This window comes from Halomonas sp. A3H3 (genome assembly GCF_000982975.1).
Classification (GTDB): domain Bacteria; phylum Pseudomonadota; class Gammaproteobacteria; order Pseudomonadales; family Halomonadaceae; genus Vreelandella; species Vreelandella titanicae.
In genome coordinates, this window is sequence record NZ_HG423343.1 from 3,885,144 (window position 1) to 3,907,649 (window position 22,506).

General features: G+C 54.3%; 18 protein-coding genes. 7 read left to right on the top strand and 11 right to left on the bottom strand.

What is annotated here, in order from left to right; translation table 11 throughout:
* The first annotated feature begins 110 nt into the window (after positions 1-110).
* The gene (locus HALA3H3_RS17525) at positions 111-767 is read left to right on the top strand and encodes an SOS response-associated peptidase (protein WP_053857225.1); all 657 of its coding nucleotides are present in this window, start codon (positions 111-113) and stop codon (positions 765-767) included.
* Between the two features lie 173 nt (positions 768-940).
* Here the strand turns inward: HALA3H3_RS17525 and HALA3H3_RS17530 are convergent, their stop codons facing one another.
* Positions 941-1,678, bottom strand: a complete 738-nt coding sequence (locus HALA3H3_RS17530; RefSeq protein ID WP_022522872.1) for an HNH endonuclease — start codon at positions 1,676-1,678, stop codon at positions 941-943.
* A gap of 315 nt (positions 1,679-1,993) precedes the next feature.
* On the opposite strand from HALA3H3_RS17530, the gene HALA3H3_RS17535 reads away from it, so the two are divergent.
* From HALA3H3_RS17535 to trpC, 3 genes are read left to right on the top strand one after another with little or no spacing between them, the layout of a single operon-like run.
* Positions 1,994-2,626, top strand: coding sequence for an anthranilate synthase component II (locus tag HALA3H3_RS17535; RefSeq protein ID WP_022522873.1), 633 nt, complete (start codon positions 1,994-1,996; stop codon positions 2,624-2,626).
* Positions 2,627-2,663: 37 nt separating this feature from the next.
* The gene (gene trpD / locus HALA3H3_RS17540; protein WP_022522874.1) at positions 2,664-3,683 is read left to right on the top strand and encodes an anthranilate phosphoribosyltransferase; all 1,020 of its coding nucleotides are present in this window, start codon (positions 2,664-2,666) and stop codon (positions 3,681-3,683) included.
* Between the two features lie 9 nt (positions 3,684-3,692).
* The gene (gene trpC, locus HALA3H3_RS17545; protein WP_022522875.1) at positions 3,693-4,496 is read left to right on the top strand and encodes an indole-3-glycerol phosphate synthase TrpC; all 804 of its coding nucleotides are present in this window, start codon (positions 3,693-3,695) and stop codon (positions 4,494-4,496) included.
* Between the two features lie 11 nt (positions 4,497-4,507).
* Here trpC and HALA3H3_RS17550 read toward each other — a convergent pair whose 3' ends face one another.
* The 10 genes from HALA3H3_RS17550 to HALA3H3_RS17595 all read right to left on the bottom strand — a co-directional run bounded on the left by HALA3H3_RS17550 (position 4,508) and on the right by HALA3H3_RS17595 (position 19,102).
* Complete coding sequence (locus HALA3H3_RS17550; RefSeq protein WP_022522876.1) at positions 4,508-7,651, bottom strand: efflux RND transporter permease subunit; 3,144 nt, start codon at positions 7,649-7,651, stop codon at positions 4,508-4,510.
* 17 nt (positions 7,652-7,668) lie between these two features.
* On the bottom strand, positions 7,669-8,730 hold the full coding sequence (locus tag HALA3H3_RS17555) for an efflux RND transporter periplasmic adaptor subunit (protein WP_022522877.1): 1,062 nt from the start codon (positions 8,728-8,730) through the stop codon (positions 7,669-7,671).
* A 105-nt stretch (positions 8,731-8,835) separates the two neighbouring features.
* Positions 8,836-12,042 carry an FAD-binding and (Fe-S)-binding domain-containing protein gene (locus tag HALA3H3_RS17560; protein WP_022522878.1) on the bottom strand — a complete coding sequence of 1,069 codons (3,207 nt, stop codon included), beginning with the start codon at positions 12,040-12,042 and terminating at the stop codon, positions 8,836-8,838.
* A gap of 102 nt (positions 12,043-12,144) precedes the next feature.
* Complete coding sequence (locus tag HALA3H3_RS17565; protein WP_022522879.1) at positions 12,145-12,735, bottom strand: DUF4202 domain-containing protein; 591 nt, start codon at positions 12,733-12,735, stop codon at positions 12,145-12,147.
* A 286-nt stretch (positions 12,736-13,021) separates the two neighbouring features.
* Positions 13,022-13,765, bottom strand: a complete 744-nt coding sequence (locus tag HALA3H3_RS17570) for a FadR/GntR family transcriptional regulator (protein WP_022522880.1) — start codon at positions 13,763-13,765, stop codon at positions 13,022-13,024.
* Positions 13,766-13,777: 12 nt separating this feature from the next.
* On the bottom strand, positions 13,778-14,827 hold the full coding sequence (locus HALA3H3_RS17575) for a four-carbon acid sugar kinase family protein (protein ID WP_022522881.1): 1,050 nt from the start codon (positions 14,825-14,827) through the stop codon (positions 13,778-13,780).
* Between the two features lie 117 nt (positions 14,828-14,944).
* On the bottom strand, positions 14,945-16,069 hold the full coding sequence (locus tag HALA3H3_RS17580) for an iron-containing alcohol dehydrogenase (RefSeq protein ID WP_022522882.1): 1,125 nt from the start codon (positions 16,067-16,069) through the stop codon (positions 14,945-14,947).
* Positions 16,066-16,986: a dihydrodipicolinate synthase family protein gene (locus HALA3H3_RS17585; RefSeq protein ID WP_022522883.1), complete on the bottom strand. Its 921-nt coding sequence runs from the start codon at positions 16,984-16,986 to the stop codon at positions 16,066-16,068. The genes HALA3H3_RS17580 and HALA3H3_RS17585 overlap by 4 nt, the downstream gene beginning before the upstream one ends.
* Positions 16,983-17,936, bottom strand: coding sequence for a 4-hydroxythreonine-4-phosphate dehydrogenase PdxA (gene pdxA / locus HALA3H3_RS17590; RefSeq protein WP_022522884.1), 954 nt, complete (start codon positions 17,934-17,936; stop codon positions 16,983-16,985). The genes HALA3H3_RS17585 and pdxA overlap by 4 nt, the downstream gene beginning before the upstream one ends.
* Complete coding sequence (locus tag HALA3H3_RS17595) at positions 17,933-19,102, bottom strand: sialidase family protein (RefSeq protein ID WP_022522885.1); 1,170 nt, start codon at positions 19,100-19,102, stop codon at positions 17,933-17,935. Before HALA3H3_RS17595 ends, pdxA begins: the two co-directional genes overlap by 4 nt.
* Before the next feature lie 496 nt (positions 19,103-19,598).
* On the opposite strand from HALA3H3_RS17595, the gene HALA3H3_RS17600 reads away from it, so the two are divergent.
* From HALA3H3_RS17600 to HALA3H3_RS17610, 3 genes are read left to right on the top strand one after another with little or no spacing between them, the layout of a single operon-like run.
* The gene (locus tag HALA3H3_RS17600) at positions 19,599-20,624 is read left to right on the top strand and encodes a TRAP transporter substrate-binding protein (protein ID WP_022522886.1); all 1,026 of its coding nucleotides are present in this window, start codon (positions 19,599-19,601) and stop codon (positions 20,622-20,624) included.
* 56 nt (positions 20,625-20,680) lie between these two features.
* Positions 20,681-21,193: a TRAP transporter small permease gene (locus tag HALA3H3_RS17605; RefSeq protein WP_053857032.1), complete on the top strand. Its 513-nt coding sequence runs from the start codon at positions 20,681-20,683 to the stop codon at positions 21,191-21,193.
* Positions 21,190-22,488, top strand: a complete 1,299-nt coding sequence (locus HALA3H3_RS17610; protein WP_022522887.1) for a TRAP transporter large permease — start codon at positions 21,190-21,192, stop codon at positions 22,486-22,488. Before HALA3H3_RS17605 ends, HALA3H3_RS17610 begins: the two co-directional genes overlap by 4 nt.
* Positions 22,489-22,506: the final 18 nt, after the last annotated feature.

Here is a 22,506-nt window from a genome sequence, read left to right on the forward strand (position 1 = left end):
GTGATATATACAGTATTTAAGGCAGACGATAAGCGATGAGCATCGTTGACTGCAAGCAGTGATCGGTAAGTGACTGATGCACAGTGTGGGTTATCGGCTATGCTTCGCTCATGTGTGGACGATTCGCGTTATTCACCCCGTTAGATCGCCTGGCCAGAGTGGTCGGTGCAAGTGTGCCTGATAGCAATCTACGGCCGCGGTACAACGTGGCGCCTGGTACCTGGATCGCAGCCGTGCACCAGGCTTTAGAAAATGAAGAACCGCTCATTGATGAAATGTGGTGGGGTTACCGCCCAAAGTGGGCGAAAGGCAACGGCAATCAACCGATCAATGCCCGGGTGGAAACGGTGGCCACCAATGCTTACTTCAAAAATGCCTTTGCTAAGCACCGGTGTTTGATACCGGCTGACGGTTGGTATGAGTGGATCAAGAGCTCAAAACCTAAACAGCCGCATTACATTTGTCGGAAGGATCGTGAGCCGCTGTTCTTCGCTGGGTTATTCGCTGAGCGTGATGATGGCAGCATGGGTTGTGCCATCGTCACTGAGCCCGGGCGGGGCCGTGCTGCCGAAGTGCATGATCGAATGCCGTTGATACTGGATGACGATAGCCTTAAGCACTGGCTGGCACCTGACATCACGGATCGGGAGACCATTCGCAGTTTGGTGCGGCATATCAATGCCGATCTGGTCGAGCACTGGGCGGTGAGTACCGCGGTTAATAAACCGGCTGAAGGGCAGGGGGAGGAGCTGATTAATCCGGCGTAGCAATCCACTGGTCGCAGTTTGGTCGCAGAACCAGCGCGACCAATGTGCTGTATGTAAATATAGTAAATCCGTAAGATGCTGTTTTTATTATAAAGCCTTGTGCAAGCGCGGCCTCAAAAGTATAGCTGCGCGGATTCAAAATCCGCCGCCTTTGCTACAGGGCCAGGGTGAAATTACCCCAGTGAAAAGCCTATTGGGCAGTTGTGCATGATCATGCTTCCGCAATGCATTTCGAGACCACCATCGCCCCTTAACAGCAAGTCGGTTTCGTCTCCAATAATTTGGTAGGCGCCGACCCTCATATTGATTGCTTCAACGATAATTCCAGCGTCGGAGGAGGCTCTGAGGCGCAATGAAATGCTTCGAGGGGCATCACGCACAATAAGGCCGCCACCAATAGCTTCAAAATCCCAGTTGTTAGAGAGTGCTCTCCATTCATTTTCAATTATTTGTAGACTTAATTCACCTCTACTGTTGAAGAATGTACCGCTAAATAGTGCAGGGCCTCCTTCTTCTCTACTAGGTTCGATTTTTATGACGGGGTATCCGTGAATCTCTAATGGAATAGGCGTGTTTTTAATGGAGCACCCACCAAGCACGAATGCAGGCGGCCTTGATCCAAGATCAAAGAACTCGTGAGCGAAGTTCTTTTTTTGGCTTATCGGCTGTTCTTTTGCTTCCTTAACTCGATCCGGAGATAAGAAGCCCCTTGTTTTTTTTGCGTGGCACTGAGGGCAGAGTAAAACGATTCCGTCTGGCGAATGCTCGTGTGCATCTGAGAAGACAGGATCCACATGCTCGTATTCAACGATAGCCGCGCCGCAAATTACGCAGCCATACCCGCAGGCCTTCCTTACTTCTCGTTTGATGCCTTCAGGAATTTTTCGATTTAATCCGTGACGATTTTGCATAACATTCCTTTTAAGTGAGCATTCTCTGCAGGCGGCCAAGTTGGCTTTGGTGTCTCTATTATAGACGCGTTGCCATGGTTGCGGTTTGGTTGCTGACTTGCTGCAGCCAATATAAGTAATGTAAGCATAGGAGGGCGTTGAATAGTGATAGACGGCGGGAGGCCGCATGGCAGGCGCGACCGTTGCTAATACTGCTTTGCACTCATAATCCCTTGCGCCGGATTAGAATGGCGACATCAACGCTCAGACGATACAATCCAGAACATAGCAAAAAAGCTCAACCAATAGCTAACCTGGGTAACAGGCTGGGTAACAATGAAGCAGCATTTAGTCGATGTTGAATCTAATCAAGTAGTTAATGATGCTAGAGTAATGATGCTGGACAATTATGACAGTTTCACGTTCAACATTGTCCAGTACCTGGGTGAGCTTGGTGCCGAAGTCATCACTCACCTCAATGACGAAATCACCATTGAGCAGATCGAAATGCTGGCGCCGACACACCTGGTGGTATCGCCTGGGCCCTGCACTCCCAACGAGGCGGGCATATCCATGACCGCCATCAAACACTTTGCAGGCAAGCTGCCTATTTTAGGCGTTTGCCTGGGCCATCAGGCGATTGGCCAAGTGTATGGTGGCAAGGTCGTGCACGCGCCACAGGTGATGCATGGTAAAACCTCCGCTGTGCTGCATGCTAACCAAGGCGTGTTTGAAGGGCTGGATAACCCGGTTGAGGTTACCCGCTATCACTCCCTGGTGGTCGATAAAGCGAGCCTGCCCGACTGTTTACAAATCACTGCCTGGACAGGTGATGACGACGTAACCCCCGGTTTAGTCATGGGGTTTCGTCACCGCGAGTTGGATATTGAAGGGGTGCAGTTTCACCCCGAGTCGATTCTTACCCGCCAAGGCCATGAGCTGTTGGCCAACTTTTTAAAACGCGGCTGATAGCCGGTTTCACACGCTTTTAGGGGCCCCTCTGCTCATGCAAATGCGAGATGCGATTAATGCGGTGATGCGCCGCGAAGACCTCTCTTTCGATGCCATGCACGCTTTGATGCGTCAGATCATGACCGGCGATGCAAGCGATGCACAAATTGGTGGCCTGTTAGTAGGCCTCGCCATGAAAGGTGAAAGTGCCGCGGAAATTAGCGCCGCTGCTCAAGTAATGCGCGAGTTGATGAAGCGCGTTGAACTGAGTGCTGAAAACGTTGTGGACATTGTCGGCACCGGTGGCGATGGTGCCAACCTGTTTAACGTTTCCACCGCCGCCAGTTTTGTCGCCGCTGCCGCTGGTGCCCATGTGGCCAAACATGGCAACCGAAGCGTTTCGTCTTCATCGGGTAGTGCGGATCTGTTCGATGTGGCGGGCATCTACCTGGATCTCAAGCCTGACCAGGTAGCGCGCTGTATCGAGCAGGTGGGTGTAGGCTTTATGTTTGCGCCTAATCATCATCCGGCCATGCGCTATGCCATTGGCCCCCGCCGTGAAATGGGCGTGCGCACGCTGTTTAATATTTTGGGCCCGTTGACCAATCCTGCTGGTGCTCCCAATCAGGTACTGGGTGTTTACGCGCCGGAGCTGGTGCCGCTGATGGCGGAAGTGTTGCAAACCTTGGGTAGCCGCCATGTGATGGTCGTTCACTCCGAGGACGGTCTGGATGAGATATCTCTGGCCAGCCCCACCTTGGTAGCCGAGCTTAAAGCGGGTGAGATTACCCAGTACACCATTACACCCGGAGAACTGGGTATTGAGCGCCAAAGCTTGGCAACACTGAAAGCCGCCAGCGCCGAAGACAGCCTGCGCTTGGTTAAGGCCGCGCTTTCCGGTGAAGGTGCCGCTGCCGATATGGTCGCGCTAAATGCAGGGGCCGCGCTCTACTGTTCGGGCGTTGCGGATACGTTAAAAGAGGGTGTGATGGTAGCCCAGGACGCGCAAGCTTCTAAACTGCCGCTTGAGAAGCTTAGAGAGCTTTCGCACTTCACCAGCGTTTTTAAACAGTAAGAGACCACCATGACTCAACAGGCAACGCCGACTATTTTAACGCGCATTCTTGCTCGCAAAGACCAGGAGGTGGCAGAGCGCCGTCAGGCCGTTTCAGAGGCGGATTTGCTCGCGTTAGGAGAGCAGCAGAGCACCCCGCGTGGCTTTATTGAGGCGCTGAATACGCGCATCGCAACGGGTGATCCGGCGATTATCGCCGAGGTGAAAAAAGCCTCACCGTCAAAAGGCGTTATTCGCGAAGAATTTCACCCCTCGGATATCGCCAAAAGCTATGCCCAGGGCGGCGCTGCCTGTCTCTCCGTGCTTACCGACGCCGACTTCTTCCAGGGCCATGAAGACTATCTAATTGCCGCTCGGGACGTCTGCACACTGCCGGTGATTCGCAAGGACTTTATCACCCATGGCTATCAGGTCTGTGAAGCGCGGGCGATTGGTTCTGACTGTATTCTGCTGATCGTTGCTGCCCTGGACGATGCACAGCTACGCGACCTGCATCAGCAGGCCAATCAGTTGGGTATGGATGTGCTGGTCGAGGTGCACGACGCCAACGAGCTTGAGCGTGCCCTGGCACTGGATCTAAAGCTGGTCGGCATCAACAACCGCAACCTGCATACCTTTGAAACCAGCCTGAATACCACCTTGGATCTGTTGCCGCGCATTCCTGAGGGCGTCACAGTGATTACCGAATCGGGTATTCATACCCGCGATGACGTTGAGCTAATGCGCGACCACAGCGTCAACGGTTTTCTGGTCGGCGAAGCCTTTATGCGCGAAAGTGACCCGGGGTTGGCACTTAAGCGTTTGTTCTTCTAAGTAGCCCGCTTTTAGCTCGCCGGTCGTTTGGTTTTCCAACTGAGCACGGCGACGGTAAGCGCTGGCAAGAAGGTGACGGTGACGATCGCCGTGCCGAGCAGCCCGAATAGCACAATGGCCCCAACGCCGCGGTAAAGCTCGGTGCCTTCCCCAGGCAGAAACACCAGCGGCGAAAGGCCGCAAAGGGTAGTGAGAGTCGTCATGGCGATAGGCCTTAAACGGCTCTCTACCGCCTGTTGAACGGCTTCACGAACCCCCATGCTCGCCGTGCGCAGATTCTCTCTCGCCTGATGAACAACCAATATCGGGTTGTTAACCACTGTCCCTATCAAAATCAAAAAGCCCAGCATGGTGATCATATCAAACGGCTGGCTGATGGCACTCAAGCCAATTTTTGGCAACTGAGCTCCCACGGTATTCATTAGCCATAGCCCCACAATTCCCCCAGCGGCGCCTAATGGAATAGTGGCGAGGATAAGCAGCGGATAACCCCAGTGGGCAAAAATTGCCACCAGCAGCAGATACACAATAGCTAATGCAATTAACGCATTGCCGGTAAGCGCCTGGCGGGTGGCGTCTAACTGATCCCCCGCGCCGGTCACGCTGACGTTAATGTTGGCAGGGATTGCGCTCTCATTGCGCAGTGGTTCAATCACCTCACGCTGCATACGGTCGATACCGGCTTCCAGCGTCACGCTGCGAGGTGGGATGACGTCCAGCGTAACACTGCGTCGACCATCCACCCGCCGAAGGGTGGCCGTTCCCACGGTTTCGCGAATTTCGGCAAGGGTATTGAGTGGAACGCTCACACCAGAAGGGGTATAGATGGGCAGGGTGGCAAGGGCGTCCAGGTCAATATCCCCCGCCTCGGAGCCATAGCCGTAAAGGTCGATTTTCTCGTCGTCGAGATAAAAGTCATCCAGGTAGGCGCCGTTGGTGAGCACCGCGACGGTGGTGCCCAGGGCGTTGGTATCCAGGCCGACTTCTGCGGCGCGCTCCCAATCGGGATACACCTCAATCAGCGGCTGGCCAAGATCCAGGGCGGAGGGCCGCGACTGAATGCGCGGGTTGTCGAACACTGTCTCGGCGCGCTGATAAATCGCATTGGCGGTGGTGTAGAGTTCGTTTAGATCGTTACCGGCAATATCCAGCGTGATGCTGCGCGTTCCGCCGTCGTTGCTGGAGATAATCGAGCCACGGGCGGCAAAGGCGCGCATGTCCGGGTACCTTTCAAAGCGCCGGGTGAGGGCGTCCATCAAGGCTTCAATATGGGTGGGGTCGATGGTTTCTGCAATGATCCGTAGGCTTTGAGCTTCGGCTTGTATGCCCATGGTGCGAATCGGCGGGATATCGGTGTCGCCGCGTTCGAAGCCCTCTGGAGCAGCGCCTACATGGGGCTCCAGTTCTTGCTGCAGCGTTTGCGCAATGGCATCCATGGTGGCCAGGTTGTAACTCGCCGGGGCGTTCATACTGGCAAAAGTTTTGGCCTCTTCGCCTTCGGGCAGGTACTCGGCCGGGGGTGTCAACAATACAAAAATGCCGATACCTCCCATGATGCCCAGCACGATAGCGAGAAAGCGCCGGGAAGCAGTGCGGATCATGCCATCAACCACCCACAGGCAGCCGCGTACCCAGCGCGGTGATGACGTTGAGGCACTCTCCTTACCACGAAAATCGATATGCGCGCCCAGGGTGGGAATAACGGTAATGGCAACCACCATTGAGACAATAATCGAGGTTGAGATGGCCACTGCAATATCGGAGTAGAGCTGCCCGGCTTCCTGCTGAATAAAGAAGATGGGCACAAAGACTAAAATAGTGGTCAACGTTGAAGCGAGCACTGCAGGCCATACTTGCTTAACGCCCTCGAGAGCCGCTTCAAAACGCGCCAAGCCTCGGCGGCGCTGGGTCTCAATGCTCTCCAGCACCACGATGGTGTTGTCTATCGTCATGCCAATGGCGAAAGCAACACCCGCCAGCGAAATAACGTTGAGCGTGCGGCCCGCTAGCAGCAGGCCTAGAAAGGCGGCGATGGTGCAGATAGGGATGCCGATAACCCCGGCCATGGTGGCGCGGGCAGAGCGCAGGAAGGCGTACATCACCAGGGTGGCAAACAGCGCGCCCAGGCCCTGGTTAACCCAAACATTGGCAATCGATGACTCCACGTAGCGCACGTCGTCGCTGGAGAGCGTCATGCGCATGCCCTGCTCGGCTAGTAGACCTTCATTAAGCGCCGCGACTTCGTCGAGCATGGCGCGCTTGATGTCGATCACATTGGCGCCCGGTTCTCGGCGCACCTGCACGCTCAGTACCGGCTGACCGTCCGAGCTGTAAGCGCGGGATGTGAGTTCGGCGTAGGATTGGCGCACCTCAGCCACATCGCTTAGCCGGGTAACCGCGTCGCCGTCGCGGATGAGAATCAGCGCTTCAAGGCTTTCAACATCCTCAAAACGGCCTACGGTACGCAGCAGGTAGCGGCGTTTGCCGCTCTCTAGGTTACCGCCGGAGACATCCTGATTGCGGGCCTGAAGGGCGGCCTGAATATAAGCGATACTCAGTTCACGGGCGGCTAGCGCTTCGGGGTCGATCAACAGCTGCATTTGCCGTTCGGCGCCACCGGAAACCGTGACTTCTGATACGCCAGCAACACTCTCCAGGCGCGGGCGGACGTTATCTTCCAGGTAGTCGCGCATGGCGGGCATATCGAGCTGGCGCGGATTGCCCTCCCGGGGTCCAACGTTAAAGTACATAAAAGCGTTGGCGGAAAACGAGTTGGCCACGATGCGCGGCTGGTCGACGTTGTTGGGGTAGGAGGGCACCTGGCTTAGCGCGTTGTTAACCCGAATCAAGGTTTCGGTGAGATCGACGCCGAAAGGGAACTCTAGCTCGATTTCGGCGCTACCGCTGCTTGCTGTCGACTCCATGCGCTGCAGGTTAGGCACATTGCGCAGGAACTCCTCCTGCTCGATCAGGATATCCTTTTCAATATCCTGTGGCGTAGCCCCCGGCCACTGGGTCTCGATACCCACCACGCGGGTTTCCAGGTCAGGGATCATCTGTACAGGGATGCGCCAGATGGCGGCGATACCCAGAATCAGCAGGATCAGCGTAATGACGCTAACCAAGATGCCGTGACGAATAATGGCGGCAAACATAGGTGGGGCGGGCTCCTTTAGTCGTCGCTCAGGGACACGTTTTGTCCTTCTTCAAGCCGCTCATTACCGACGACGATAACGCGGTCTCCCGCTGATAGGCCCTCATTGACGGCGACCTCTCCCTGGTAGCTGCTGCCGATCTCAACCCGCTGTTCGAACGCCTGCCAAGTATCATCGCTCTGGCGGGCTAGCCAAACGCTAACGCTGCCATCCGGGCGGCGAATGAGGGCATCCCGCGGCACGCTGGGCCCGCTTTCGCCGTTAAGTTGCAAACGGCCTTCCACCGCCATACCTGGCAGCATCTCCAGCGGTGTTTCCGGCGCCGCGCGAAGCAGAAACTGCCTTGAGCTGGCATCGAGAGGAATACGCGCGAGGGTGCGCGCCGGGTGCCATTGATCGCTGCCTTCTAAGCGCACCTCTAATTGAGAGCCCTCAAAGCGTTGGAAGGCAGAGAGTGGCACCGAGAAATCTAAACGAAGTGAAGCTAAATCGACCAAGGTGAGCAGGGTATCGCCAGGGTTGACCCACTCACCGATATTGCTCTCCCGGTGGGTGACCATGCCGTCGAAGGGGGCGCGTACCTGGTGACGCTCAAGCTGCAGTTGAGCCAGCTCGTAATCTGCTCGGCGCGCTTCAAGGGTGGCCTGGGCCGCCGCTAAAGCGCTTTCACGCTGGCGGCGGTCGCTGGCGGCAAAGTTTTGCGCCGAGAGCTGGTTGGCTTCGCTTACTAGGCGCTGTGCTTCGTCACGCTCGGCTTCGGCCTGGGCCAGATCCGCGCGGGCGCGCTGGCTTTCCAGGCTAATATCGCGGGTATCCAGGGAGAGCAGCGGCTGGCCTTGAGTGACTGTGTCGCCCATCTCAACCGTTAGCTCGCTGACCTGACCCGCTTCAGCACTTGATAGCAGCGAGGTACGTGGGGCACTGACGCTGCCGGTAAGTGGCAATATCTCTATCCGGGGAGAGTCAGCAACCACCTGCGTCTCAACACGGTTTTCCTGAGCGACCGCCATGGCCCCCAGGCTCAGGGTTAAAACAGCGCCTGCGCCTAGGCGAGTCAGGGAAGAAAATAGAGATAACAAGGCAGCTCCTGAAAAAATAACAGTCAATGAACAGCGTGACAGTTTTCTGCACCGCACGCCGTTAGCTCCCTCAACGTTATACAAGGTTTAGTGTTTGTACAAACTTTAGCTGCGCTTTAGGGCAATGAGTAACGCCTGTAAAGGATGTAGCAGCACTTGTTCAGAGTAGCGCTTTACCTGGCTGCGGCAGGAGTAACCGGTGGCCAGTAACTTGCCTACGTTTTCTTCGGCCTCCACCTGGGGCTGCCACGACTGGGCGTAGATCGTTTTGGACGTAGCGGCGTTGCGGGTTTCGTGGCCGTAGGTGCCAGACATACCACAGCAACCGGTGGCCACCAGCTCAAGCTCTAACCCAAACGCCGCAAATACCTGCTGCCATGCTTTAGGGCTACCCGGTGCATTGGTTTTCTCGGTGCAGTGGGAGAGCAGCTTAAAGCCGGGGTCGGTTAGCTTAAGTTGGTTGGGCGCTAGCGTATTGATGCGGGTCGTGAGCCACTCCTGCAGCATCAGCACCTCCGGCACCGCCTCATTACCTAGCGCTTTGACGTACTCCTGGCGATAGGTGAGCGTCATCGCCGGGTCGATACCCACCAGGGGGATATCAAAGCGGGCCAAGGTGCGTAGCCGCTCGGCCTGCTTGGCGGCGGTACGTTCGAAGGCGCCCAAGAAGCCCTGCACCTGGAGTGGTTTGCCGTTCGCCGAATAGGGCATCACAAACACGCGTAGATTGAGGCGTGACAGCAGTTCCACCACGTCCATCACCAGCTTGGCTTCAAAGTGGCTGGTGAAGGCATCCTGGACAATAATCACGCTATTGGCGCGCTGCTGTTCGGTTAACAGGGCCAGTGAGAGCGGTGTTGCCTCGGCAACGCCCCAGGCGTTTAGCTGCTTTTTAACACTGGCCCGTGAAAGCGCCGGGGAGTCGCTCATGCCCAGCGTACGGCGCATCAGTTGCTCTACCCAGCGCTGGCCAATCACGGCGTTATACAGCGGTGCGGCTTTGGCCAGGGTAGGCAGCATAAACTCGGTGCCGCCAATCACGTAGTCGCGCAGCGGGCGCAGGTAACGGCCGTGGTAGACCTCCAAGAACTGCGAGCGGAACTGGGGAACGTTGACCTTGATCGGGCACTGACTCGCGCAGGACTTACACGCCAGGCAACCCGCCATGGCGTCATAAACTTCATGGGAGTAGTCGTGGTGCTGCTTGCGGCTTAGAGTATTCGCCACCCGCAGCGGAAAGCGTTTAATAAAGCCCCAGCCGCCTTCGGCTTTTTTCTTGCGCGACTCCTCAACAACATCGATTCCCGCCTGGGTCTGCAGGCGCAGCCACTCGCGGATCAGGCTGGCGCGGCCTTTGGGCGAGTGACGACGATCCCGCGTCGCCTTCCAGGAGGGGCACATGGGGTCATCAAGGTCGTAGTTGTAGCAAGCGCCGTTACCGTTGCAATACACCGCGGCGTCATAGGCCTGCCAGGCGCGCTCATCGATGGTGCGGTCAAACTGACCGCGCATGGGCACGCCATCCACCGTCAACAGATCGGGGTCGCTATCTTTGGCGATTAGCTCGCTACTCTGAGGCTTGCCCGCAGCGTCGGGCGAGGTGGAAATGCCCGCGGCCCCTGGCGGGTTAGAGAGAGGTGAGGCGATCTTGCCAGGGTTTAGCTGGTTATAGGGGTCAAAGGCGGCTTTTACCCGCTGTAGGCTGGGGTAGAGCTCACCAAAGAATTTAGGTGAGTACTCCGAGCGCACGCCCTTACCGTGTTCGCCCCACAGCAGGCCGCCATATTTCTGGGTCAGCGCCGCCACTTCATCGGACACCGCGCGAATCAGTGTTTCCTGTTCGGGATCCTTCATATCGATGGCGGGGCGCACGTGCAGTACACCGGCGTCGACATGGCCAAACATCCCGTAGGCGAGGTCTCGGGCATCCAGCGCGGCGCGGAACTCGGTGATAAAGTCCGCCAAGTGCTCCGGCGGCACGGCGGTATCTTCCACAAACGGAATCGGCCGCTTCTCGCCCTGCACATTGCCGAGCAAACCCACCGAGCGCTTGCGCATGGCGTAGACTTTCTGGATCTGCCCGCGCCCCTCGGCCAAGGTGTAGCCTAGGCGCTCAACGGTGGTGTCTTGGCTTAGGTGGTCGGTGAAGGCGCGAACCCGCTTGGCGAGGGCGCTCTCATCGTCGTCATTAAATTCGATCAGGTTAATACCACGAATCGCCGTGTTAGCGGTTGCCGGGAAGAACTCCGCCACGCTGTCCCAGACGAAGTCCTCCATGGCCAACTGCAGCACGGTGTCGTCGATGGTCTCTATGGAAGTAGGGCGCAGCGCCTGCGGCTGGGGTTGTAGCGCCTGCGGCTGAGGTTGTGAAGAGGTGCTAGCGGCCATCAGCGCTTTGGCATCCCGCAGTGCATCCATAAAACTGGTGTAGCGCACATTGACCAGAGTGGAGTGCTTGGGAATCGGCAGCACATTCAACACCGCCTCGTTCAAAAAGCCCAGCGAGCCTTCCGAGCCGCACAGCAGGCTGTTGAGGTTGAGCTGCCCCTCGCTATCGCGCAGGTGGGCCAAATCGTAGCCGGTCAAGCAGCGGTTGAGCGGTGGGAACTTGGCTGCAATCAATTCGCGCTGTTGGTCGATAATATTGGCGGCGGTGGCATGTACGCGGCCCAGAATACCTTCCTGCTGGCACTCAGCCTGCTCTTCGTCCGATGTTAAAGCGCGGCTGTGCAGGTGCTTTCCACCGATCAAAATGGTATCGAGCTCCAGCACATGATCACGGGTTTTTCCGTATTCGCAGCTGCCCTGGCCGCTGGCATCGGTAGAGATCATGCCGCCAATGGTGGCGCGGTTGGAGGTCGAAAGCTCCGGGGCGAAAAACAGCCCATGGGGTTTGAGCGCTGCGTTTAATTGATCCTTCACCACACCTGCCTGAACGCGCACCCGCCGTGTTTCCACATCGATCTCTAGGATCTGATTCATATGGCGGGAGACATCCACCACGATGCCATCGGTGAGCGACTGACCGTTGGTGCCGGTGCCGCCGCCTCTGGGCGTTAATACAATGCTGCGGTGAGTGGTTTGCGCGGCCAACCGGGTAAGGCGCTCTAGGTCTTCGGCATGCTTGGGGTAGACCGCCGCCTGGGGCAGGCGCTGGTAAATCGAGTTATCCGTTGCCAGCACCGTACGGTTGGCATAGTCGGGAGCGATTTCGCCTTCGAAGCCGCGCGTTTTAAGCGCCTGCAGAAAACGTACATACTCATTGCCCAAGCGTTCGAACGGGGCGGTACGGGTGTCCAAGGATGCAATCATAGTTGATCAAGCCGTCAGTGCCGGGGGCGCATTAAAAGAAGACCGCTACTTTACCGCAGCGGCTGCCCCGCTGCATCTCACTGTCGCGCTTTGCACTGCACCTTACTCTGCTCCCAGGGCCTCTTTTACTAGCGCTAATGAGGCATCCGACATCGGTAGCTTCAAGGCTAGTGCATGGGCGCGGGGTGACATTTTGCGCCAGGTCATCTGCACAATGCGCACCATATGGTCGTGCTCGATCTTGCGCGAGAAATCGGCAAAGTAGTTCTCTAAAAATACCAGGCAGGCGCAATCTTCCAGCGCTTGTACATCGGGATCGCGACCCAGGCCTTTCTTGCCGATTATCGTTGCGGCTCGGATGGCATCTTCGTCTGCGTAGCCTGCGTCGCGCATTAGCTGGGCGGTGGTATCGCCTGCGCGCTTTCCCTGGTCGCGTCGCCAGGTTAAGTAGCCTACGCGCCCTTCGGGGTACTCCTCACGCGGTACTAACCAGCGCTGTAAGTGCTGGGCGCGTACGGCTAAGCGCAGCACCTCAACTGGAGCGTCATGCACGCGGTCTAGCCAGTCGCTCATGCGCTGGGCATAAGCCAGTTCCTGGGGCATGGATGTGCCATCGGCAAGCGTCGTGGAGCGCGGATCCTCGGCATGCAGGGCATCGATGGCGATGAGCGTTTGATCAAAAGCGGTAGGCATAGCTGCGTTGCTCGGCTAAAAATGATGCTAATAGGTTGCCGAGAAACCGTGCGAATCACAACTGCTGTAGGGAAGGTTATGAAAATAGGGGAGCGCAGGCGCCCGCTGCTAATCACAGCGGGCGCCTACGGCCCTCTCTTTATTCACCCGGTCTTGTAGGTATCCGACTTTCCAGGCGTTTTTTCTGTGTGGTACAACCATGACGCTGTGCTGGTAGGAATAAAGTAGCTGCCAGAGGCTTTCTCATAGTGGTAGTGATGTCGCTGCCCAGGCAAGAACATAAGAATTACTTTGTCGCTGTCATGGGGCTGGAAGTCGTGGCGCGTCGCTTTCCTTCGAACAAGCGGTCACGCGACCCGGTCAAGTGCTGACGCATGAGATCACGCGCGAGTTCTGGGTGACGCTGTTCGATCGCCTCAGCGATAGCGCGGTGCTCTTCAAACACATGTTGCAGGCCATCGGGCGTTGCCTTGAGGGAGAGCCCATGAAACTGCATGCCAACGGCGATGTGATCTTCCAGTGCTTCCATTGCTGTCGCGTAATAGCGGTTTCCCGACGCCTGCGATATTGCCAAATGAAACTGAAAATCTGCGTCCTCATGATGTCGGCGACGGTTGGTTGCATCGCGCAATAATTTCAAGGCGGATTTAATGAGTTGAAGGTCTTCCTCGTTGTGCCTTTCCGCAGCCCTGGCTGCTGCTCCCGGCTCGACACTAAGGCGAAAATCATAGCAATCTTCTAAATCGGCAATGTTTTCTATCTGTCCGAAACCCAACGGTTGCCGCAGGCCGAAGCTTCGTACGAAGCTGCCAGCACCGCGCCGGGAATAGATCAGCCCTTGCTCGCGTAGTTTCTGCAGTGCGTCGCGCACGATAGGGCGAGATACCTGAAATTCTGCAGCAAGCTCATGTTCAGTCGGTAAGCGCTCGTCAGCTTGGTAAGACCCTGACTTAATCGCACGTTGCATCTGGTCGTAGACCATCTCGCCTAAACTGCGGCGTCCCGATGTGGGTTCTCGTTGATCACTCATGCGGCTTTTCCGTTAAGTTTTGCAAATCATTTCGGCGACCCTTACCAGTGTATCATCCGCGCCAAAGCCACCCGACTTAGTAATAAATACCGTATTTTCGGTTCGGCAGACGGGAAGGCCGGGAAGAATTTCACCGAGTATTTGCATTTCCAGTATATCGTTACTTAGCAGCACAGCCTCAGCCGTCGCTCCGCCCGTGAGAAACCAGGTAACGTCATTCTCTGGGGTTAGCTTTTTGAGCGACGCAGCGAGATTCGTTGCCACCGTTGCAGCCGGTATTGATGTGGCGCCGGAAGTGGCCTGCAACACGGTTATACGGGCGTTTTGCTGCGGCTCTGCGTCTAAGCATCCGTTGGGCGCCGGTATATGTACGACATCAAGTTTAGCTGAGAGCAGCGCTTTAATCTGAGCCAATGTAATCGGATCCCTTGACCCTGCGGTTATACATAGCGCTGGCGGGAACGACAACGGCAGGTCTTGCGGAGTCGCATGCTCGGCCATGTGCATTGCCAAGCGTTCTGCGAGCGCGCGTGCACCCAAAAATAGGGTGTCGGTGGTATGAGCGCCAATCCACTGATCCATCTCTTCGTCATGGAGCGTATCAGGTATACAGGCGCTGCTGGCATGGTGGCCGAGCGCATCGCCGACCGAGATTGGTGCGTCCACCCCAAAGCCGCTGACGCAGCTGTTGACAACGATCCGCTCGAATTGCGGGATTGCCGGCATGGCGACGATCCTATGGTAAGGGATTTCGTCTAGCTCAGCGGCAATCGGTCCTTTGAGCCGGGAGTCAACCTTCTTAAAAATGAGTGTGCCGCTAGGCAGTGCCCGCATCACTTGAGCGACTCGCTCTTTAGCATCCTCTGGGGAGGCGTCACGCGTTTGTGTCGAGACGGCCAAAACCTCTGGGCGTCGTTCGGCCAGCGCGCGCGCGATGGCCTCTGGTGAGGTCACGGCATAGGTGCGAAACCCATACCGTGCAAATGCTGCGCTAGAGTCGAGTGCACCGGTGAGGTCGTCAGCAATAATGATGAGTCTCAAAGCTTCTATCTTGGGCGCCATTGGGGATCTCTTTTTTATTTCGCTGAACCGTTATTTCCAATCACCTGCAGGCCTAGAGATAGCTTTGGCTATTCAAAGCGATGGGGCTGAGGCCTGGTGGTTTTTAAGTGCCGTGAATTAGAGCGCAGCTCGGTATATCGCAAGCACATCGTCAACGGTCATATCGCGTGGATTATTGTCCATCAAGCGGCGGATACCATGTGCTTCTTCGGCCCAGGTAGACAGGTCTTCTTCTTGAGCGCCATGTTTGGCAAGCTGCATCTCGACGCCGAGATCTCGACAAAAGGCATACGCCGAATCAAACAACGATCCAGCGGAGCCATCGAAGTGAAGTCCCAGCGCACCTGCGATTTCGCGCGTCTTTTCTGAGTGCACAGACTCATTAAAGGCAAGCACGTGTGGAAAAATGATCGCATTAGATAGGCCATGTGGAAGACTGAGGCGTGTTCCCAGGGGATAGGCGAGGGCATGGCCCGCGGCGGTATTTACTGGTCCTAGACAGATTCCGCCGTAATACGAGGCGAGCATCATGCCGGCGCGTGCTTCGGTGTCCTGACCATCGGCGACCGCGCGTGGCAGGTATTTGCCGATCAAGGACATTCCCATTCGCGCATAGCCGTCGATCAGGTCGTGCGCGTTGATGTTGGTGAATGCTTCGACACAGTGCGCCATGGCGTCGATTCCGTTCGCCGCGGTGACAGCAGGCGGTACCGAGTAAGTAAGCACGGGGTCGAGTACGGCGAAATCGGCCAGCAAATATGGGCTTTCAACTGCGATTTTCGACTTCGAATCCGGATCAGTGACCAGGGCGCGAATACCCGCCTCGGACCCGGTGCCGGCGGTTGTTGCCACTTGGGCGAGGAGAGTGCGGCGCCCCTGCACGCGGTTCGGGCCCGCAACGTCCTTAAGCGCTTGTTCACCGTCCCAAAGTGCGGCGACCAATTTGGCGATATCCATCACCGAACCGCCGCCGAGACCCACGACCAGATCAGGCCGGCATTCGCGGGCGAAAGCAATTGCCCGTTCAAGTACACTGGTGTCGGGTTCGGGTGTAACGTCAGCGAATATGGTGACGTTACCCGGCAGCTCTAGTGCGTCGGCATAGCTGGCCGTGTGCTGGTCAGCGATGACGAGCGATCGCTCGACCCCAGCCGCCCATGAGCCTAAACGAGCAGAGGCTCCGGCCCCCACTTCCAGCCGCTTAGGCTGGTGAATAGTGATCGGTTTATCGATTGCGCTCATGCTTTGTCCTCATGCTCAAGTTGTTCCATTCGCGTCAAGACCGACGCACGCTCCTCATCAGAAAGCTCAATGAACGGCGGGCGAACGCGTGTCCAACTATCTAGGCCACGGCGACGGGCTAGCATCGTCTTGACGGTGGGTAGCTGAACGTAGGCATTGGTGAGTTCGCGCCATGCATTGATGCGCGCCTGTGCCGACTCAACCTCAGCCTGGTGCGTGGGATCATTCCATTTATCGAAGACGATGCGTAAATCCGCCGCGACCAAATTCGAGCTGGCCGTAATGCAACCAGCGCCTCCTGATTGCAAAAGCGGCAGCATCAGCGGGTCGGCCCCGGCCATCACAGCGCAATCTGGACACTCGGCGATGGTGCGGCGCATGTTGTCAAGATCACCTGAGCTGTCTTTGATCCCGATCACAATGCCAGGGTAGGCGGCTTGCAAGCGAGTAATGAGCGCCTGCGAAATCGCGACCCCGGAGATCTGAGGAATGTGATAAAGGATCACGCGCAGCCGGTCATCGGTGACCTGGTCGATAATGTCGGCATAGGCACGGAAGAGCCCTTCGTCACTGACGCACTTGTAATAAAAGGGGGGCAGCAGCACGACCGCCTTTACGCCAGCCTCGACCGCGTGTCGCGTCAGCGCTACGGTGTCCGCCACACTGGTTTGTGCGGTTCCTGGCATCAGCCGCGATGGCGCGATACCGGCTTCAATCACCCGCTCAAGGAGCTCCTGTCGTTCTTTCAGACCCAACGAGTTTGCTTCACCGGTTGTGCCAAGGAGGGCGATACCGTCGCAGCCTTCTTCGATAAGCGCATGACAATGCTGTGCAAAGGCGGCGTGATCAGGGCTTCTGTCCTGGGTAAAGGGGGTGGCGGCGGCACAGTACACGCCGCCGAAATCGTTGGTTGTCATGATGTGTACCTGCCTGCTACCAGTTTGCGCGCATAGGCAATGGCAGCTTTCATGTTGGTGTGGTTGGCCTTACCAGTGCCGGCGATATCGAAAGCCGTGCCGTGATCGACTGACGTGCGATCGATCGGCAGTCCCACCGAGACATTCACCGTCGAGTCGAAGGCGATTAGCTTGATCGGAATATGGCCCTGATCGTGGTATTGGGCGATCACTAAGTCGAATTCACCCTGGTAGGCGCGATAATAGACAGTGTCAGCTGAAATGGGCCCTTCAACGTTCATGCCTTCGTCATGCGCCATGGCGACAGCTGGCTTGATCTTTTCAATATCTTCATTGCCGAATAAGCCGTTTTCGCCACAGTGAGGATTAAGTCCTGCGACGGCAATACGGGGAGACTCGACACCCATACGGCGCATATGCTCGTAGCCGGCGCGAATCGTCACGAGTACTTGCTCGGGAGTCACGCGCTCAATGGCATCTTTTAGTGAGACATGAGTCGATACGTGGATCACTTCCAGCCGCTCAGATGCCAGCAGCATGTAGGCCGCATCCGATCCCGTTAAAGTGCGTAGCATGCCTGTATGGCCATCATAATGATGACCAGCCGCGTTCAGCGACTCCTTGTTAATCGGCGCTGTGACAATGCAGCCAATTGAGCCGTCTTGAGCCGCCCGAACCGCCGTCTCAATAAAGCGAAAAGCGGCATCCCCAGCCGCGTGGCTAAGTTGGCCCCAGGGCAATGGAGCACCCGGAATGTCTACATCCTCGACTAAGCCTGAAAGGTCAATGGATGTGCCGACTGCCTTTTGGGCTGCCTCTAAGGTCGCCAGGTTGCCAAAAACGCGCGTTTTCGTTCGCTCTTCGGGCGTCATCTCGGCCAGCGCCTTGATGGTTATTTCGGGGCCGACTCCAGCGGGGTCGCCCATAGTAATACCGAGAATATCGCTCATACGGCTGCTCCGTTTATCCAATCAAGGCTGAGCCGAACATGCTTGATAGCTCGGCGGTATAAGGTGTAGGCGATTTCCACCTGCCCATTGTCTCGCTGCAGAATGACGGGGTAAGACAACTCTTTGTTGTGGCCGTCCACCGAGTTGTTGGAGAGGCATGTGCCTGTGGCCTCCTCGATAACGACTTGATAAGAGAAGGTGCGTCCATCGTCTTCGGAAAGGCATAGCGCCAGGGGGGCGCGTGGAACACCCCAGATCGGCTGGCAGCCGCCCGAAGCATTTGGCCGATCATCCTCCTCGCCTAGCTCGTCATACAGAGACTCGCGGCGATCCTGAGACATTGCGGCTGAGACTGGATTGCAGACCATAGCGATTCGCCCATCGGCGAGCCGTGTCACGCCAATTGAGGAGTTGTTGTTAGGTACGTTGGTGGGCGTGGGGGATGTCCAGGTTTGACCGCCATCGAGGCTTTCTGAACGGTGTACGAAATCTGCTTGGCGGCGACGATAGAAGGCTACCAGCTTATCGTTTTCGAGCGTCACCGTTGACATGTGAACAGCCCCTGGCGAATCAGGCACGTCTGCAATTGCCCATGTTTCGCCTCGGTCTTTCGAGACCGCTACTGCAGCCGTATCGTAGCTGCCATTCCAGCGTTGGCCTGGGCGAGGGTTACAGCGAAATAGTGGCAGCAACCACTCGCCGTTCTGCCTAACACTCAGTGGGGCGCGGATAAAGGTTCCATCCGGCAAACCCAGGTCACGGCTGGGGCCACTGGTTACATGCGCGCCCTTTACCTCAAGTCGGCGCATGATCACCCTGGCTTCATCCTGATTGCCCGAAGGTTGAGCCGTATTGAACAGAATTATTTCGCCCTCGGGCGATATAAAGATGATTGGATTTTGTTCAGACCGGGTCGCGTCGTCGGTAAGGCGTTGCGCGGGTCCCCAGGTATCTGCGTTAGGCGACAGCACTGATGCGTGAATGGAGATATCCGACTTGCCTTCGAGTGTTCCCCCGAACCACGTGCAGAGCAGTGCGCCATCGGGAAGGGCGGATAGGAAAGCGGCATGATTTTGTACGGCTGCTGACGGCAGAATAGCTTCGGTCCCGCCAGGGCGCGAGACGGAGGCCCCGTTCATTTTTGCTGCGATTTCGTCAGGTGTCATTTTTTGTACTCACTCCTTAGCGGCATGGGTGTGTTATCGCTGCCTTTATGACGATGATCATCATCATTGGAAAAGATGTTGTCAAGTTATAGAGTAAAAATAAGCGTATAGACTAAAGGGTTATTTGTTTTAAAAACTCTTTATTAACAATGGCTTATTTTTATATATTTTCTTAAGATGAATTTTATGTATTTCCGTAATTGACAACATTGTTGGCTGAAGCCATTGTGGTAGGACGCTGAGCGTTGAGAGAGATCATAGATGTCAATAGGCGTGAAGAGGAGCAACAGCATTGATAAATTGCAGGTCACTGATTCAGTGCCTTCGATTTTTATTGCTGTTGTATGCGACTGCCTCACTTCGGTTGAATCTTTGCGCAGTCGATATCGTATGCGGCGCCTTTACGAAGTCGCCCTGAGGCCCAACGTTACAGACCGCTAATACAATCACACAAGAGCGGGTTAAACGCTTAGTTTGTGTTAAAGGAGAACAAACAATGATTTTAGAAAAGACTATGTTGCACAAAACAACAGTTCTATTGTTGTCAGGAGCTTTGTTTACCGTCATTAGTGGTTGCTCGAATGAAGATTCTGAGCAAGCTTCCGCAAGCGAAGAAACAGTGAAGTTGGTAGCTGCGACGATTACACCTAAGAACTCACTGCTAGCGAGAGCGCTTACAGCATTTGGCGAAGAAATTGAAAGTCAGAGTAACGGAGAGATCGAAGTCACCGTTCACACTGATGGAACCCTAGGCAACGCCTCAAGCTTATATCAGTCAGTCATCTCTGGTGATATTGATATGATCTACTCAGACTCAGGCTGGTTCGCTGAACAAAATCCCGTGTTTGAAGTGCTGGGTGCTTATTATCTGTTTAAAGATAGAGAACATTTCGAATCTATCGTGAATACAGAAGGTGAACTCTCATATTTCGAGGATTTGCTTCTAGAAAATCCTGGTTTGAAGACAGTTATGTATGAGGGCGGCCTGGAAAGAAATATCATTAGTACCTTCCCCATTAATTCTGTTGAAGACCTAGAAGGGCAAACAATGCGCAGTGGCACAGGGTCTACTGAGCTTGAGTGGTGGCGTAACTTAGGGGCTGACCCCACGAGCATTGCCTTTAACGAAGTATACTCTGCGCTACAGACAGGCGTCGCAGATGGATCGCAAAATAGTTTAGATGCAATGATTCAACAGCGGTTTGGCGAAGTAGCCAAATACATAGCTAGAACACAGCACCGTTTAGATCTTGGCTTTGTGGTCATGAATAACGAACGATATGAAGCATTGTCTGATGAACATAAAGACGCAATCGAAAGAGCACGGGATGTCGTTCAGCCTGAATATATCAGTAAAGCTTTTGAAAAAACTGAAGAAGATATCGCAACGTTAGAAAATGATTTTGGTGTGAGTTTTACAGATCCTGATCGAGAGAGTTTTATTGAAAGATCGCGGGTTCAGCTAAATGAATTGGCTGAAAAATATGATGTGGAAGATGTCGTTAACAAAACCTTTAACTGATAGTGAGTTTGTACTGCCCTAAGGTTTTAGGGTAGTACCTCTTTGGAGGTTGTGACATGTGGCCTGAAAAAATTAATTCTTTACTGTTAAGATCGGTATCATTGATAGGGATGTTCATGCTGGTACTAATTTCAGTAACGTTGTTTACTGGGGTGATCACAAGGTATGTGTTCTCTTATTCCATACCGGAGCTAGAGGTGTTAAGGAAGTTTTCTCTACTGTGGCTTGTTTTTTTGGGGTCTGCTATAGCAGTAAAGGAAAAGGCACATTTGGAAATTGACATACTCTCGGATTATTTGAGCGAAAGAGGAACTAAAATAAGAGATGCCATCGTCTATTTTCTTACTCTTGTGGGTATTGTGATACTGGTTTTTATTGGCGTTGCTGCTTTCAAGTCAGGGTTGGTTAGGTCGGAATTAGTATCGATTCGATTTCTTTCTTCGCAGCCTTCCCTAATTTATTATTATTCAGCATTCTTGGTGGGCTCGATACTCATGGTTTATTTTCATTTGCTCAATGCTAGGGGCTTATTTTTTAAGAAACATAAGAAAGAGGTTCAAAGTAAATGATTTTGCTGACAATCATTTCTGTTTTCCTTGTTTGCTTGTTGATTGGTGTTCCTGTTGCGTTCAGTATAGTTATCGCTGCAGCGATTCCTATCATCTTCGAGCCGCTCGTAAGCTTGACTCAAGCTAGTTCTGTTATGATCGAGTCCTTTTCAAGCTTTACACTGTTAGCGATCCCGCTATTTATTTTTTGTGGTGCGTTGCTCAACCTGACAAAAGTAACAGATGACTTAATTTATATATCTAAATCCTTAGTGGGTAACTTGAAAGGCAGCCTGGCACATATAAATATTGTAACGAGTGTGTTTTTTGGGGCTATATCGGGCTCTTCAGTAGCAGATGTTGCATCGCTAGGCCGGATTTTAATACCTGCCATGGTAAAAGCAGGTTACAGCAAAGAGTTTGCAGCAACGATAACCGCTGCATCTTCTACCATAGGGTCGATAATACCTCCTAGTATTTTATTAATAGTGTACGGTGCTTTATCACAGACCTCTGTCGCTTCGTTGTTTATAGCAGGGATTATTCCAGGGGTTCTGATTGGTGCAACCCAAATGTTTTACGCCTACTATTATGCTCATAAAAATAATGTTGGGCCGGTGAGTAATGAGCTTCTTGGTTTAAGTGAGGATGATAAGCTTTCCAAGCGGTTGGCGATAAAGAAAAGCATTTTTCCTGTTAGTTTATTTTTAATTGTCATTGTGGGGATAATGGCAGGTGTATTTACCGCAACGGAAGCCGCCGCGATTGCCGTGGTGTATGTATTTGTTGTGGCCTTCTTTATTAAAAAGGAAAGAAGCTTTAAAAACTATAAAGAAGTTATGCACAGGGCTGTGACGGATTCAGCCTCTATCTATATACTGATTGCCGCTGCTTCGTTTTTATCTTGGGTCTTATCTTATTATCAAGCGCTAGATCCAGTCATTAGTTTTATTATTGAAAATGATTTTAACGCCTTTACTTTTTTATTAGTGCTGGTGTTGCTGTATTTTATCCTTGGTACCTTTATGGAGCCAAATTCAGCCATGCTAATCTTTGTGCCTATGTCCGTTCCTGTTATACGCGAATTAGGCGTTGATCCGGTTGTTGCAGGTATTGTAACGGTGATGGCTATTCGGCTGGGGACGGTAACGCCGCCTTATGGGTTGTCTACTTTATTGTCAGCAAAAATAGCCGGTACAAACGTACTGAAAATGATGAAACATATTGTCATTTTTGTCATTATTTACCTTGTGTCTATACTTAGTATTATTGTATTCCCGCAAATTGTGACATTCCTACCGGACTTGTTGATGTAATATGCCATCAATTAGTAA

Coding starts and splice junctions, on each gene's coding strand:
- HALA3H3_RS17525 (WP_053857225.1), top strand. CDS start 111: ATGTGTGGACGATTCGCGTTATTCACCCCGTTAGATCGCCTGGCCAGA.
- HALA3H3_RS17530 (WP_022522872.1), bottom strand. CDS start 1,678: ATGCAAAATCGTCACGGATTAAATCGAAAAATTCCTGAAGGCATCAAA.
- HALA3H3_RS17535 (WP_022522873.1), top strand. CDS start 1,994: ATGAAGCAGCATTTAGTCGATGTTGAATCTAATCAAGTAGTTAATGAT.
- trpD (WP_022522874.1), top strand. CDS start 2,664: ATGCAAATGCGAGATGCGATTAATGCGGTGATGCGCCGCGAAGACCTC.
- trpC (WP_022522875.1), top strand. CDS start 3,693: ATGACTCAACAGGCAACGCCGACTATTTTAACGCGCATTCTTGCTCGC.
- HALA3H3_RS17550 (WP_022522876.1), bottom strand. CDS start 7,651: ATGTTTGCCGCCATTATTCGTCACGGCATCTTGGTTAGCGTCATTACG.
- HALA3H3_RS17560 (WP_022522878.1), bottom strand. CDS start 12,042: ATGATTGCATCCTTGGACACCCGTACCGCCCCGTTCGAACGCTTGGGC.
- HALA3H3_RS17565 (WP_022522879.1), bottom strand. CDS start 12,735: ATGCCTACCGCTTTTGATCAAACGCTCATCGCCATCGATGCCCTGCAT.
- HALA3H3_RS17570 (WP_022522880.1), bottom strand. CDS start 13,765: ATGAGTGATCAACGAGAACCCACATCGGGACGCCGCAGTTTAGGCGAG.
- HALA3H3_RS17575 (WP_022522881.1), bottom strand. CDS start 14,827: ATGGCGCCCAAGATAGAAGCTTTGAGACTCATCATTATTGCTGACGAC.
- HALA3H3_RS17580 (WP_022522882.1), bottom strand. CDS start 16,069: ATGAGCGCAATCGATAAACCGATCACTATTCACCAGCCTAAGCGGCTG.
- HALA3H3_RS17585 (WP_022522883.1), bottom strand. CDS start 16,986: ATGACAACCAACGATTTCGGCGGCGTGTACTGTGCCGCCGCCACCCCC.
- pdxA (WP_022522884.1), bottom strand. CDS start 17,936: ATGAGCGATATTCTCGGTATTACTATGGGCGACCCCGCTGGAGTCGGC.
- HALA3H3_RS17595 (WP_022522885.1), bottom strand. CDS start 19,102: ATGACACCTGACGAAATCGCAGCAAAAATGAACGGGGCCTCCGTCTCG.
- HALA3H3_RS17600 (WP_022522886.1), top strand. CDS start 19,599: ATGATTTTAGAAAAGACTATGTTGCACAAAACAACAGTTCTATTGTTG.
- HALA3H3_RS17605 (WP_053857032.1), top strand. CDS start 20,681: ATGTGGCCTGAAAAAATTAATTCTTTACTGTTAAGATCGGTATCATTG.
- HALA3H3_RS17610 (WP_022522887.1), top strand. CDS start 21,190: ATGATTTTGCTGACAATCATTTCTGTTTTCCTTGTTTGCTTGTTGATT.